Annotated in this window: 12 protein-coding genes; 9 read left to right on the top strand and 3 right to left on the bottom strand. The window is 61.3% G+C overall.

Going from position 1 to position 12,278, the window contains the following annotated elements; all coding sequences use genetic code 11:
• Positions 1-4: 4 nt before the first annotated feature.
• Genes R4P70_RS05480 through R4P70_RS05470 form a run of 3 tightly spaced genes read right to left on the bottom strand, consistent with a single transcriptional unit; the run spans position 5 to position 3,270 of the window.
• Complete coding sequence (locus R4P70_RS05480) at positions 5-796, bottom strand: enoyl-CoA hydratase/isomerase family protein (RefSeq protein ID WP_029256164.1); 792 nt, start codon at positions 794-796, stop codon at positions 5-7.
• A 17-nt stretch (positions 797-813) separates the two neighbouring features.
• Entirely contained in the window at positions 814-1,971 is a 1,158-nt protein-coding gene (locus R4P70_RS05475; protein WP_308371169.1) for an acyl-CoA dehydrogenase family protein, read from the bottom strand.
• 39 nt (positions 1,972-2,010) lie between these two features.
• Entirely contained in the window at positions 2,011-3,270 is a 1,260-nt protein-coding gene (locus R4P70_RS05470; RefSeq protein WP_205908011.1) for an MFS transporter, read from the bottom strand.
• A gap of 432 nt (positions 3,271-3,702) precedes the next feature.
• Here R4P70_RS05470 and R4P70_RS05465 point away from each other — a divergent pair, with 432 nt between their 5' ends.
• The 9 genes from R4P70_RS05465 to R4P70_RS05425 all read left to right on the top strand — a co-directional run bounded on the left by R4P70_RS05465 (position 3,703) and on the right by R4P70_RS05425 (position 12,277).
• Complete coding sequence (locus R4P70_RS05465; protein WP_020908990.1) at positions 3,703-4,887, top strand: lipid-transfer protein; 1,185 nt, start codon at positions 3,703-3,705, stop codon at positions 4,885-4,887.
• Position 4,888: 1 nt separating this feature from the next.
• Entirely contained in the window at positions 4,889-5,344 is a 456-nt protein-coding gene (locus tag R4P70_RS05460) for a MaoC family dehydratase N-terminal domain-containing protein (RefSeq protein ID WP_308371170.1), read from the top strand.
• On the top strand, positions 5,341-5,721 hold the full coding sequence (locus R4P70_RS05455) for a MaoC/PaaZ C-terminal domain-containing protein (protein WP_317830507.1): 381 nt from the start codon (positions 5,341-5,343) through the stop codon (positions 5,719-5,721). The genes R4P70_RS05460 and R4P70_RS05455 overlap by 4 nt, the downstream gene beginning before the upstream one ends.
• A gap of 29 nt (positions 5,722-5,750) precedes the next feature.
• Positions 5,751-6,554 (top strand): SDR family NAD(P)-dependent oxidoreductase, encoded by an 804-nt coding sequence (locus tag R4P70_RS05450; RefSeq protein ID WP_317830506.1) that lies wholly within the window; start codon positions 5,751-5,753, stop codon positions 6,552-6,554.
• 29 nt (positions 6,555-6,583) lie between these two features.
• The gene (locus R4P70_RS05445) at positions 6,584-8,131 is read left to right on the top strand and encodes a long-chain-fatty-acid--CoA ligase (protein WP_317830505.1); all 1,548 of its coding nucleotides are present in this window, start codon (positions 6,584-6,586) and stop codon (positions 8,129-8,131) included.
• A gap of 25 nt (positions 8,132-8,156) precedes the next feature.
• A complete protein-coding gene (locus R4P70_RS05440; protein ID WP_070795732.1) occupies positions 8,157-9,362 on the top strand; it encodes a TetR/AcrR family transcriptional regulator in 1,206 nt (401 codons plus the stop codon).
• Between the two features lie 122 nt (positions 9,363-9,484).
• Entirely contained in the window at positions 9,485-10,105 is a 621-nt protein-coding gene (locus R4P70_RS05435; RefSeq protein ID WP_020908996.1) for a malonic semialdehyde reductase, read from the top strand.
• A gap of 316 nt (positions 10,106-10,421) precedes the next feature.
• Positions 10,422-11,069 carry an ABC transporter permease gene (locus tag R4P70_RS05430; protein WP_019745160.1) on the top strand — a complete coding sequence of 216 codons (648 nt, stop codon included), beginning with the start codon at positions 10,422-10,424 and terminating at the stop codon, positions 11,067-11,069.
• Positions 11,066-12,277 (top strand): ATP-binding cassette domain-containing protein, encoded by a 1,212-nt coding sequence (locus tag R4P70_RS05425; RefSeq protein WP_007731456.1) that lies wholly within the window; start codon positions 11,066-11,068, stop codon positions 12,275-12,277. The genes R4P70_RS05430 and R4P70_RS05425 overlap by 4 nt, the downstream gene beginning before the upstream one ends.
• Position 12,278 lies beyond the last annotated feature (1 nt).

Below are 12,278 nucleotides of genomic sequence, written 5' to 3'. Positions count from 1 at the left end.
CTTTTCAGCGGCCCGTGAAGTGCGGTACTCGTTTCTCGAGGAATGCCGAGCGCGCTTCCTCCACGTCTTCGGAATACGCGCACGTGATCAGCCGGTCGGCTTCGTCCATCAAGAATTCGGACAGCGGCCGCGACATCGCCGAATCGAGGTTCAGCTTTGCACCACGCACTGCCAACGGTGCCGAAACAGAGAGCCGCTGAACAATTTCCGTAGTCCTCGCTTCCAGCGATTCTTCGGCGAAAGCCTCGTGAATCATTCCGAATGAGGCAGCGCGATCAGCTTTGATTCGTTCGGACAGCAGCATCAATTCCCGCGCCTTCGATGTGCCCGCTGCGCGGGTCAGCAACCACGCCATTCCCATGTCACCGGACATTCCAGCCCCCAGGAAGGCCGTGTTGAACATCGCATCGGCTCCGGCATAGCGAAGATCGCACGCCAGAGCGAGACTCAAGCCGGCGCCCGCACAGCCACCGCGAATCACCGCCACCGTAGGCTTGGGATGCTGCACCAAAGTTGGTATCACCCGTGAAACATCAAGCAAGCGAGTGCGATCCTCTTGCTGTGAATCACCCCGCACTACACGGCTCGACCGATCACCGGACTGATCGCGACCGACCGAAAAGTTCCCTCCAGCGCCCGTGAGCACGACGACTCTCACGGCCTCGTCACCGGCGGCCGACGTAAGCGCGTTCTGCAGCTCGGTGAGCAGCGTGTACGTAATCGCGTTGCGTCGATCCGGTCGGTTCAGAGTCATCGTGGCGACACCGTCATCGACGTCGTAGAGAAGCTCTGCCATGGTTTCCCTCGATTCGTTCAGAACCCGGCCGCTTTGGCGATGATCGTCTTCATCACTTCGTTGGTTCCGCCGTAGATGCGCGACACACGGGTGTCCGCGTACAGACGCGCGATGGGGTATTCCAGCATGTAGCCGTAGCCCCCGTGAAGCTGCAAGCACTTGTCGATGACCTCGGCTGCCGTCTCGGTGCAGAACAGCTTTGCCTTGGCGGCGTCGGCAACACTGAGGTCGCCGGTCTCGTGTAATTCCAGAGCCCGGTCGACCATGCACTGCGCAGCCTCGACCTTGGCGATGCACTCGGCGATGACGAACTTGGTGTTCTGGAACTCCGCCACCGCCTGGCCGAACACCTTGCGGTCACGCACGTAAGCAGAAGCGAACTCGATAGCTCCGACGGCCGCGGCGGTCTGGGTGACCGCGATCATCAGTCGCTCCTGCGGAAGGTTGTTGGCCAGGTAACCGAACGCTGCGCCTTCCTCACCGAGTAGATCCTCGGCCGGCACCCGCACGTCGGTGAAGGAAAGCTCTGCCGTGTCCGAAGTGCGCATGCCGATCTTCTCGAGCTTGCGACCGACCTCGTAGCCTTCGCTCGACGTGTCCACTGCGAGGATGCTCAACCCGGCGCGACGGTTCTCTGCCGTCGGCGGTGACGTACGGCAGATCACGAGAACCCGATCAGCCTGAACGCCGCCGGTGATGAATGTCTTTGCGCCGTTGAGAACATAGTGAGTGCCGTCCTCGGACCGTTTGGCCGTGGTCTTGATGCCCGCCAGGTCCGAGCCGGTGCCCGGTTCGGTCATCGCGATGGCAGTCATCATGTCGCCACTGATGAAATCGGGCAGCCAACGCTGCTTCTGCTCTTCGGTTCCGTAGGTCAGGATGTATGGCAGGACCAGGCCGGTGTGTACACCGAATGCGCCAAAGCTGACTGCCGCACGAGCCGTCTCTTCGGTCAGGGCTGCCTGGAACTTGAAGCTTGTTTCACCCGCTCCGCCGTACTGCACGGGAACCGTCATTCCGAGAACGCCGAGCTTGCCGAGCTGGCGATAGAAGTCGCGGGGCACCATGCCCTCGCGCTCCCAATCGGAGAAGTTGGGCACGACCTCGGCTTCGATGAAGCTGCGGATGACCTTGCGGAAATCTTCGTGCTCTTCGTTGAATACTTTGCGCTGCATTGTTTCTCCTGGATATTGTGAAATGAAAGTGAGTAGTGCTCAGCCGAGGATTCGTACCCGATCGCGGGTGGCGTTGACGGCGCAGAGCGCGATGACGGCACCGATGACAGTCGCGATTCCGAAGATCTGGAATGCGGTGGCGTATCCCTCGGCCGGGGTTGCGGCGCTGTCGACGATGACACCGGTCAGGTAGGGGGCGACAAGTCCGCCGGTTGCCATCAGCGCCATGAAGACACCCAGAACCGCGGCCATCTGCTGCGGCGGGCAGATTTCGGAGATCGCCGCGTTGAACTGGGGGATGATGACCGTGCCGATGCCGTAACCCACCGATACCACGAGCACCGCAATGATCGGGGTCTTGATGAACGGCATGGTGACCAGGGCGAGCCCACAGATCAGCAGGGCAATTCCGGGAACGATACCGCGAAGGATCCTTGAGCTGGCACCGCGCGCCATCAGCCTGTCACTGATCGACGTGCACAGGAACATGAAGAACAGTCCCGCGATGCTGGGAATGCCGAACATGGTTCCCGCCTGAACCCGCGAGTATCCAAGTCCCACTTCGAAGTACGACGGCAGCCACGTGAGCACCACCGTGATGAGAGCGTACATGGTGAACACCGCGGCAAGCGCACCGAGGAATGTCGGCGTGAAGAAGATCTTCGTCAGCGGCACCTTGGCGACAACCACCGAGTCTGTGGCCGTTGTGGTCTCCCGCTCGGACTTCCTGACCGGCCGCTGCATGTACGGCCCCTCTTTCCAGGTGAACAACCACAGGACGCACCAGACCACGCCGACCCCGGCAAGGATGATGAACGTTGCTCGCCACCCCCAACTGGCTACAGCCAAGGCCATCAGCGGCGCGATCGCAATCTTCGCGATAGAGGCACCGGAAGCCAGGAAAGCTCCTGGCAGACCACGCTTTTCCGCAGGATGCCACGAGTAGACACCCGTGTGAACCAGCGCACCCGCTGGTCCCTCGAAGAATCCGAGCATCATGCGCGTGAACAGAAGCATGCCGAAACCGGCAACCACGACGAGCGGGATCATCGACGCTGCCCACCCCAGTGAGAGCAGAACCAGCAACCACCGCAGCGACATCCACTTGTGCAATACCCCGGCAAAGAAGCCACCGACGGTGAAGGCCAGGAAGAATGCACTGCCGACCAGTCCGATCTGTGCAGAGGTCAGCCCGAATTCCTTGGCCAGCGGCTGTGCAACCAGGCCGAAGACTGCCTTGTCAGCCCAGTTGACGACGACAAGGAGAACGAGAACTCCGGTGAGCCCCCATGCCCGCACTCGGGATTCCCCTACTTCTCGCGGTGGTGCGGCGGTGGGAAGAGCCGGCTTGCTCAACGTCATTCTCATCGATCCTCTCAGGCAAGTGCGACAACTGCGCCACGGAGTGAGCGCAATGCGAAACAGAAGCTGGGTGAACTGATCTCAGCACCGAAGTACTGGATGCGGGACTCGGAGACCGGTCCGGTGCGAACCTGACGTGGCCGCTTCGACCGTCAGGCACCTACTCTGTGACGCACGCCACCTTGCCGCCCAGAAAGTAAATCATCAATCGGCATGCTGACGCAATAGTCTCGCAAAATCATCCACACACCTCGGCGAACCATCGGAAATTGCAACGAAAGTCCCACGTAAAGACACACTGTGATCCAGTAGACAAAACTCGAATCGTGGTGTTAAGTAAATTTTCATCCGATCAATTAGGAGACAATCGTGACCAGAAAAGTCCATGTTGCCGGAGTGGGAATGATCCCGTTCACCAAGCCGGGCAAGAGCGAGAACTACAACGTCATGGGAGAGACCGCCGCCCGTGCCGCCCTCGACGACGCCGGTATCGACTACTCGCTGGTCCAGCAGGCCTATGCCGGCTACGTTTACGGCGATTCCACTGCCGGACAGGCCGCCGTCTACGGTCTCGGGCTCACCGGAATCCCGGTCATCAACGTCAACAACAACTGCGCCACAGGCTCGTCGGCCCTTTTCCTCGCACGCCAAGCCGTCGCGAGCGGCGCCGTCGAATGCGCATTGGCTGTCGGCTTCGAGCAAATGAAACCCGGTGCGCTCAAGCGGGTCTGGGACGACCGCCCAGCGCCGATGTTCCGTTTCGACGATCTGATGACCGAGATCCAAGGCGTCCACGACGCACCGCGCGCAGCCCAGATGTTCGGTGGCGCAGGACTTTCGCACATGGAGAAGTACGGCACCAAGCCCGAGACCTTCGCAAAGATCTCGGTCAAGGCCCGTAAGCACGCGGCCAACAATCCCAACGCGGTCTTCCGTGATCTTCTCACCGAAGAGCAGGTGCTGGAGTCACCGCACATCTTCGGCCCGCTCACTCGTTACCAGTGCTGCCCACCCACCTGTGGCGCCGCTGCCGCTGTCGTCTGCAGCGAAGAGTTCGCCCGCAAGCACGGGCTGGCGGCTGACGTAGTGATCGAGGCACAGGCCCTGACCACCGATACACCAAGCACTTTCGAGGACCGCGACATGATGAAGGTCGTCGGCTACGACATGACGGCTGCCGCAGCCGCGCAGGTTTACGAAGCCGCCGGCATCGGACCTGAGGACGTTCAGGTCGTGGAACTGCACGACTGCTTCTCCGCCAACGAACTCATCACGTACGAAGGTCTTGGCCTCACGCCCGAAGGTACTGCCGAGAAGTTCATCCTGGACGGCGACAACACCTACGGCGGACGAGTAGTCACCAACCCGTCGGGAGGCCTGCTGTCAAAGGGCCACCCCCTCGGCGCCACCGGTCTTGCCCAGTGCGCCGAACTGGTCTGGCAACTGCGCGGTCAGGCCGGCAAGCGGCAGGTCGAAGGAGCACGAATCGGACTGCAGCACAACCTCGGACTCGGCGGTGCGTGTGTGGTCAGCATCTTCAAGAAGGTGGGCTGACATGGCGCTCGATCCGTCCGTCGTCGGAACGATCATCCCGGGCCACGAGGCACTGGTCGAGCGCGGACGCCTGCGCTTCTTCGCCCAGGCCATCGGTGAGACCAACCCGATCTACGGAGACGTCGAGGCCGCCAAGGCTGCGGGGCATCGTGACCTGGTGGTACCGCCGACATTCCTGTTTTGCCTCGACATGGAAAAACCGGACCCGTTTGCCCTGGTCCGATCGCTGAAAATCGACATGAGGTACGTCCTGCACGGCGAGCAGTCCTTCGAATATCACGCACTCGCCTATGCCGGCGACACACTTGCCTTCAACGGCAAGGTCACGGACGTGTACTCGAAGAAGAACGGCGCCTTGGACTTCCTTGTCCGGACCGCCGAGGTCACCCGCGACGGCGAGTTGATCGCCCGCCTCACCAACACCCTGGTCGTTCGAAACCCTAAGGCGCAAAAATGAAAACAGGTGACGTTCTCCCTTCGCTGGAATTGCCCGAGATCAGCCGCACCACGCTCGCGCTCTACGCCGGAGCTTCTGGTGACCACAATCCGATGCACATCGATCTCGACGTCGCCCGCTCCGGCGGAATGAACGACGTGTTCGCGCACGGAATGCTCTCGATGGCCTACCTCGGTCGATTGCTGACCAATTACGTTCCGCAGGAACGCATCCGCACCTACAGTGTTCGCTTTGCCTCCATCACACCGCTGCACGCCAAGCCGACGTGCACCGGGACCGTCACCAAGGTCGAGGACGGCCTGGCCCACCTCGATATCGCCGTCACTCTCTCCGACGGCACCGCCACCCTGCGCGGCGACGCCGTCGTAGCCGCTTGAAAACTCTCTCTACCGAAAGGAACCCCGACATGGGCAAGCTCGACAACAGGACAGCACTCGTCACCGGATCCGGCCGCGGTATCGGCCGCGCCATCGCCTTGAAGTTCGCCGCGGAAGGCGCGAGCGTCGTAGTCAACGATCTTGATCCGGGCCCGGCCAAGGAGACGGTCGAGGAGATCATCGCGGCCGGTGGCAAGGCAGTGGCGTGCGTCGGTTCGGTCACCGAAGAAGGTTTTGCGGATCGATTCGTCAACACCGCAATCGATACCTTCGGCGGCCTCGACATCATCGTCAACAATGCCGGGTTCACCTGGGACAACGTCATCCAGAAGATGACCGACGAGCAGTGGGACACGATTCTCGATCTGCATCTGAAGGCACCGTTCCAGATCCTGCGCGCCGCTCAGCCCTACATCAAGGCCAATCCCACCGACTACCACCGCAAGGTCGTCAACATCTCCTCCAATGCCGGAGTGGTGGGCAATGCCGGACAGTCCAACTACGCAGCCGCCAAGGCCGGCATCATCGGCTTGAGCAAGACCCTTGCGCGTGAGTGGGGTCGTTACAAGGTCAACGTCAATGCCGTTGCATACGGTCTGATCAACACCCGCCTGACGGAAGCGTCGGCAGACGGTAACTCGACCATCGACGTCGAGGGTCGCGAGATCAAAGTCGGCGTCAACCCACAGCTCCTGGCGGCAGCCGAGCGGACCATCCCACTGGGCCGCGCCGGACGTCCGGACGAAGCGGCCGGCGCGGTATTTGCGCTCTGCCTGCCCGAAACCGACTACGTCAGCGGCCAATGCCTGGTGTGCGACGGCGGCAGTCGCTGACCTCACGTTTCCCGAAAGGAGCGGTCCCCATGTACTTGACTCAGTCTCTGCAACGATCAATGCAGCAACGCCCTGACCAACCCATGACCGTATGTGGGGACCGTATCCGCACCTGCGCCGAGGTCGGCGGGAGAGTAACCCGTCTTGCAGGCGCTTTCCGCGACCTCGGTGTGCAGGTAGGCGATCGCGTCGCGATACTGTCGCTCAACTCCGATCGCTATCACGAGTACTTCTTTGCCACCTGGTGGATGGGAGGCGCGGTCAATCCGCTCAACACCAGATGGAGCGCTGCCGAGATCGCTTTTGCGCTGGACGATTCCGATACACGAGTGCTGGTCGTCGACGACACCTTTCTGCCGCTACTCGACGAGGTACGGGTGTTGTTCCCACAGCTCGCCGTAGTGATACATGCCGGCGAACTGCCGACGCCGGCCGGCGCTCTCGACTACGAGAATCTGATCGCCTCGAGCGAACCCACACCGGACCTGCGACTCGGCGGTGACACCCTGGCCGGAATCTTCTATACCGGCGGAACCAGCGGTCACCCCAAGGGGGTCATGCTCACCCACGCCAACCTCGTGACGTCGAGCCTCGGCGCAGTGGCCAGTAACAGAACGCCTGGTACCGACGGCCTGGCTCTGATCACCGCCCCGATGTTTCATCTTGCGTCGCTGGCAAATTGGATCGGCCGTAACACTGTCGGGGCGACGTTGGTGATTCAGCCAAGTTTCGAACCGGCCACCGCACTGCGCTTGATCGAGCAGCACAAAGTTACGTCGATGCTGTTGGTACCCACGATGATTCAAATGCTGATTCGTCATCCGGACCGGACGAACCGGGACCTGTCCAGCATCCTGGCCGTGCAGTACGGTGCTTCCCCGATCTCCGAAACCTTGCTTCGGCAAGCGCAACAGGCTTTTCCGCAGGCAGCCTTCATGCAGGGGTACGGCATGACCGAGGCCGGACCCGGACTCACCAGCCTGAGCGCAGAAGATCACGTCGACGCGACCCGCCTGAAATCTGCCGGTCGGCCGATGGGACACGTCGAGATTCAGGTGGTCGACGAGAACGGCAACGAGCTTCCTCGCGGTGAGGTCGGCGAAATCATCGCCCGCGGCGGCAACATCATGTGCGGCTACTGGAATCGGCCGGAAGAATCACGATCGGCATTGCGCGACGGTTGGCTGTACACCGGCGACGGAGGCTACATGGACGAAGCCGGGTATCTCTTCGTCGTGGATCGGATCAAGGACATGATCATCTCGGGTGGTGAGAACGTCTATTCGACGGAGGTCGAAAACGCTCTGGCCACACATCCGGACGTAATCAGCTGCGCTGTGATCGGCGTACCCGACGATCAGTACGGCGAACGAGTCCACGCGGTCCTGGTCGTGCGTCCCGGGGTGTCTCTGACGTGCGAAGAAGTCCGCGCACACTCGAAGACGCTGATTGCCGGCTACAAGTCTCCGCGAAGTATCACCATCGTCGAGCAAATGCCCGTGTCCCCGGCTGGCAAGATACTCAAGAGAGAACTCCGCAGGCAGTTCTCCGACTTTGCAACCAGCACCATCACCTGACCACGCCACCGACCTCGAGGGCCCCATGACGATCGATACATCGGACGGCACACCTGCGGCCTCGCCGGACCGGCCGGCCGCGCCGAAAACGACCCCGAAGAAGACGCTGCGCCCACGCAACCGCAAGGCGCAGATCATCACCGTGGCTCGTGAACAGTTCGGCCGCTCGGGGTACCACAACGTCAGCATGGAAGGCATCGCGTCTGCGGTGGGCATCACCGCAGGCGCGCTGTACCGCCACTTCCCGAACAAGCAGGAACTCCTCGCGCAGGCGATGCTCGACGGCTCGTCTTCGATCCTCGCGATCCTCGACGAGGTCGATCGAACCGATTCCAAGGTGGTCTTCACGGCACTGGTTCGTTACGGACTCGACAACAACTTCCGTAGTCTTCTCTTCGATCAGGAGGCCCGTAACCTGACCCCTGAGCGCAGAACGGAGGCGCGTGCCGGAGTTCGGGAAGTCACGAGCCGGGTCGCAGCCGCCCTTCGACACGAGCGTCCCGACCTGTCGGTTCCCGATTCCGTCGTTCTGGGGTGGGCGCTCACCAGTATCGCGTTCAGCCCCGCTCGACACCGCACGACGCTTCCTCGGAAACGCTTCGAGGCTTTGTTGGCCAGGTTGTTCGATGTCGTTCGTACCGCTCCGGTCCTTCCCGAGGAGCCGGCGGCACAGCCCCAGCCGACTTCGAACTTCAGCCACACTTCGCGTCGCGAAAGTTTGATGGGCGCCGCAATCACGCTGTTCGATCAACGCGGCTACCGATCCGTGACAATGGACGACATCGGCAGCGCCGCCGGCGTTCCCAGTTCGAGCATCTACACCCATTTCGGAAGTAAAGCCGAAGTGCTGCAAGCAATTCTGGCCCGCGGGAACGAAACACTCCGACTCGGCCTGGTCCAGGCTTTGAGGAACGCAGACTCACGCGAAGACGCGATTGCCCGCGTCGTACATTCGTACACCAATTCGGTGATCTCACCTGACAGCGCGATTGCCATTCTCATCGAAGAAACAGCGAACTTGCCCGAAGAAGCGCAGGCCTCGACGCACATTGCACAACGCGAGTACATCGACGAGTGGGTACACCTGCTCGGTAACGAAACCGCGGATGCACGGGCGACGGTGTTGGCAACCATCAGCATGATCAACGACCTCACGCGCGTCCGACTCGAATCACGACAGTGCGCGATCGAGGATCTGGCGGTGAGGATTCTCGCCACCCAGACGGTCTGACTCGTCACTCCCCAGCGCTGAACCCTACGACTGGTGCTACCGTATCCAAGTACTTTCTTTTTACTAGCAACTAGCTTTACCGGGTAACGCTCGGATGAGCTACAACGGAAACGGAACCACCGATGTCACTCGACGCAGCCACCCCATTTACCGCACAGCAGCTCGACGCAGCCGGCCGTGAACTGCTCTTCACAGCAGCCCGCACGGCAAACTCCTTCTCCAACGAACCGGTCACCGACGACGAACTGACTGCGATCTGGGAGCTCGCGAAGTGGGCACCGACCGCGGCCAACACCAATCCACTGCGCGTGCTGTTCGTGCGTACGGAGGAGGGCAAAGCGCGCCTCGTCGAGCACATGTCCGACGGCAACAAGGCCAAGACCGCATCGGCGCCTGCTGTCGCGGTTCTTGCCGTTGACACCAAGTTCTACGAGCATATTCCGGCACTGTTCCCCATCCGTCCGGAGATGAAGGACTACTTCGAGTCCGACGACGCTGCCGCCACATCGAGCAGCAAGTTCAACGCCGCACTGCAGGCTGGTTACGTGATCCTCGCGATTCGGGCGCAGGGCCTGGTCGCCGGCCCGATGGCCGGCTTCGACGCCGACGGCATCGACGGCGAGTTCTTCGCGGACGGACGCTTCAAGACCACCCTGGTGGTCAACATCGGCCATCCCGGCGAGAACCCGTGGTTCGACCGTCTGCCGCGGCTGTCCAATGAGGATGCGCTCAGCTGGGCCTGAGGCCGACTCGTACAGTTCCCACAATGCGGGAGGGTTCTCCGGAGCCCTCCCGCATTGCTGTCTCGAGCGTTTGCTGTCTCCAGCACGTTTCAACTCCGCACGCAGTGGGTACCTACCCGCGTCCCGCAAAATCTCACGTCCAGAACAACATCCGACACGCTGCAATCGGAATTAGTTGCAGTATCTCAGTTTTTGGACGACAGTCGAGGGAAACCCCTCGGCCTACGGAGGCTGCGGGGAAAGCCCTTGTGCGCCGGTCGGTGTCGAGGGAAGACGTTCGAGCGAGCAGAAGTCCGAAGAAAGTGGGTTCGGAAATATGGGCGCGCTATGGGATTTTGTCGTTGCACGACGACAGCAATTGATGACCGACTCGTACCTACATGTTTCAGCAGTTATCCAGTCCGTGATCATCGCGACGATTGCCGCCGTGATCATCGGCATTCTCGTCTACCGGAGCCCGGCGGGATCCTCCATCGCTACGGCGTTGGCCAGCACGATCCTGACGGTTCCTTCATTCGCCCTCCTCGGACTGCTCATTCCGATTCTCGGTCTCGGCGTCGCTCCCACGATCACCGCGTTGATCTTGTATGCCCTGCTCCCGATCATTCGGAACACGATCATCGGTCTGGATGCGGTCAACCCGGCGATCACGGACGCAGCCCGCGGTGTCGGAATGAATCGCATGCATGTTCTGAGTCGAATCGAGCTGCCGATCGCGTGGCCGTCGATCCTCACCGGCATGCGGGTCAGCACACAGATGCTCATGGGCATCCTCGCCATCGCGGCGTACGCCAAGGGTCCTGGTCTGGGAAACCTGATCTTCTCCGGACTCTCGCGTGTCGGTAGCCCGAACGCTGTTCCTCAAGCGCTGGTCGGCACCGTACTGATCGTCATTCTCGCTCTGATTCTCGACGGAATCTACGTCGTCATCGGTCGTCTCACTACTTCGAAGGGGCTGCAATGACTGAAACCATTCCGTCTGACGTATCCACAGATCAGAAGGTATCCGGGGTCGAGATCGTTCTCGAATCCGTGACCAAACGTTACCCGGGCCAGAAAGCTGCAGCGGTGGACAATGTTTCACTGACTGTTCCGGCCGGTGAGATCGTGGTCTTCGTCGGACCTTCGGGTTGCGGCAAGACGACGACGATGCGCATGATCAACCGTCTGATCGAACCCACCTCGGGCAAGATCACCATCGACGGCAAGGACGCGCTGTCCATCGACCCGGACAAGCTTCGCCGCGGCATCGGCTACTCGATCCAGCAGGCAGGATTGTTCCCGCACTTCACCATTGCGAAGAACGTCGCGACGGTGCCCGGCCTCATCGGTTGGGACAAGAAACGTATCGCAGCTCGCACCGACGAGATGCTCGACCTCGTCGGCCTCGATCCCGATACCTATCGCGACCGCTACCCTCGCCAGTTGTCCGGTGGCCAGCAACAGCGTGTGGGCGTGGCGCGGGCGCTGGCTGCCGATCCCCCTGTCTTGTTGATGGACGAGCCTTTCGGTGCCGTCGACCCGATCACCCGCGGCCTGCTGCAGGACGAACTGATGCGTCTGCAGTCGGAGTTGGGTAAGACCATCGTCTTCGTCACCCACGATTTCAACGAGGCAGTCAAACTCGGTGACCGTATTGCCGTGCTGGGCAATCAGTCCAGCATCATGCAGTACGACACTCCGGAGGCGATTCTCGCCAATCCCGCAAACGACATGGTCGCGGGATTTGTCGGGGCGGACGCCTCGCTCAAGCAGCTGACCCTGACACGCGTGCGCCAGATCAAACTCAAGCAGTGCCTCACCGCCCGCGAAACCGATTCGGTCGATGATTTGAGAACCGCACTCGCAGCGCGTAAGTGGAAGTGGGCCCTGATTCTCGATCAGCGTGGACGGCCGCTTCGCTGGGTCTCGCCCGGCCACCTCGCCCATGCGTCGACGCTTCGAGGTGTCGGTAACGAGATCGGCGAAGCCGTGTCCATCCAGTCCACCCTGCAGGATGCCTTGGAGGCTCTTCTCGCCGAAAGCAATGCGTCCACTGTGGTCACCGGACGGCGCGGCGAGTATGTCGGTCTCATCACCATCGACACACTGGTCAGCCATCTCTCCGAGATGCGCGAGGAGCATGCGCACGACCACGACGAAGAGCCAGACACCGAGAACGTCGAAGGTTGAA

This window comes from Rhodococcus sp. IEGM 1241, assembly GCF_033142365.1.
In the GTDB taxonomy this organism is placed as follows: domain Bacteria; phylum Actinomycetota; class Actinomycetes; order Mycobacteriales; family Mycobacteriaceae; genus Rhodococcus_F; species Rhodococcus_F erythropolis.
This window is presented reverse-complemented; position numbering and strand designations above follow the sequence as displayed.

Bases quoted from the DNA above. Each gene is read 5' to 3' on its own strand.
- R4P70_RS05480 (WP_029256164.1), bottom strand. From the start codon at position 796: ATGGCAGAGCTTCTCTACGACGTCGATGACGGTGTCGCCACGATGACT.
- R4P70_RS05475 (WP_308371169.1), bottom strand. From the start codon at position 1,971: ATGCAGCGCAAAGTATTCAACGAAGAGCACGAAGATTTCCGCAAGGTC.
- R4P70_RS05460 (WP_308371170.1), top strand. From the start codon at position 4,889: ATGGCGCTCGATCCGTCCGTCGTCGGAACGATCATCCCGGGCCACGAG.
- R4P70_RS05455 (WP_317830507.1), top strand. From the start codon at position 5,341: ATGAAAACAGGTGACGTTCTCCCTTCGCTGGAATTGCCCGAGATCAGC.
- R4P70_RS05450 (WP_317830506.1), top strand. From the start codon at position 5,751: ATGGGCAAGCTCGACAACAGGACAGCACTCGTCACCGGATCCGGCCGC.
- R4P70_RS05445 (WP_317830505.1), top strand. From the start codon at position 6,584: ATGTACTTGACTCAGTCTCTGCAACGATCAATGCAGCAACGCCCTGAC.
- R4P70_RS05440 (WP_070795732.1), top strand. From the start codon at position 8,157: ATGACGATCGATACATCGGACGGCACACCTGCGGCCTCGCCGGACCGG.
- R4P70_RS05435 (WP_020908996.1), top strand. From the start codon at position 9,485: ATGTCACTCGACGCAGCCACCCCATTTACCGCACAGCAGCTCGACGCA.
- R4P70_RS05430 (WP_019745160.1), top strand. From the start codon at position 10,422: ATGGGCGCGCTATGGGATTTTGTCGTTGCACGACGACAGCAATTGATG.
- R4P70_RS05425 (WP_007731456.1), top strand. From the start codon at position 11,066: ATGACTGAAACCATTCCGTCTGACGTATCCACAGATCAGAAGGTATCC.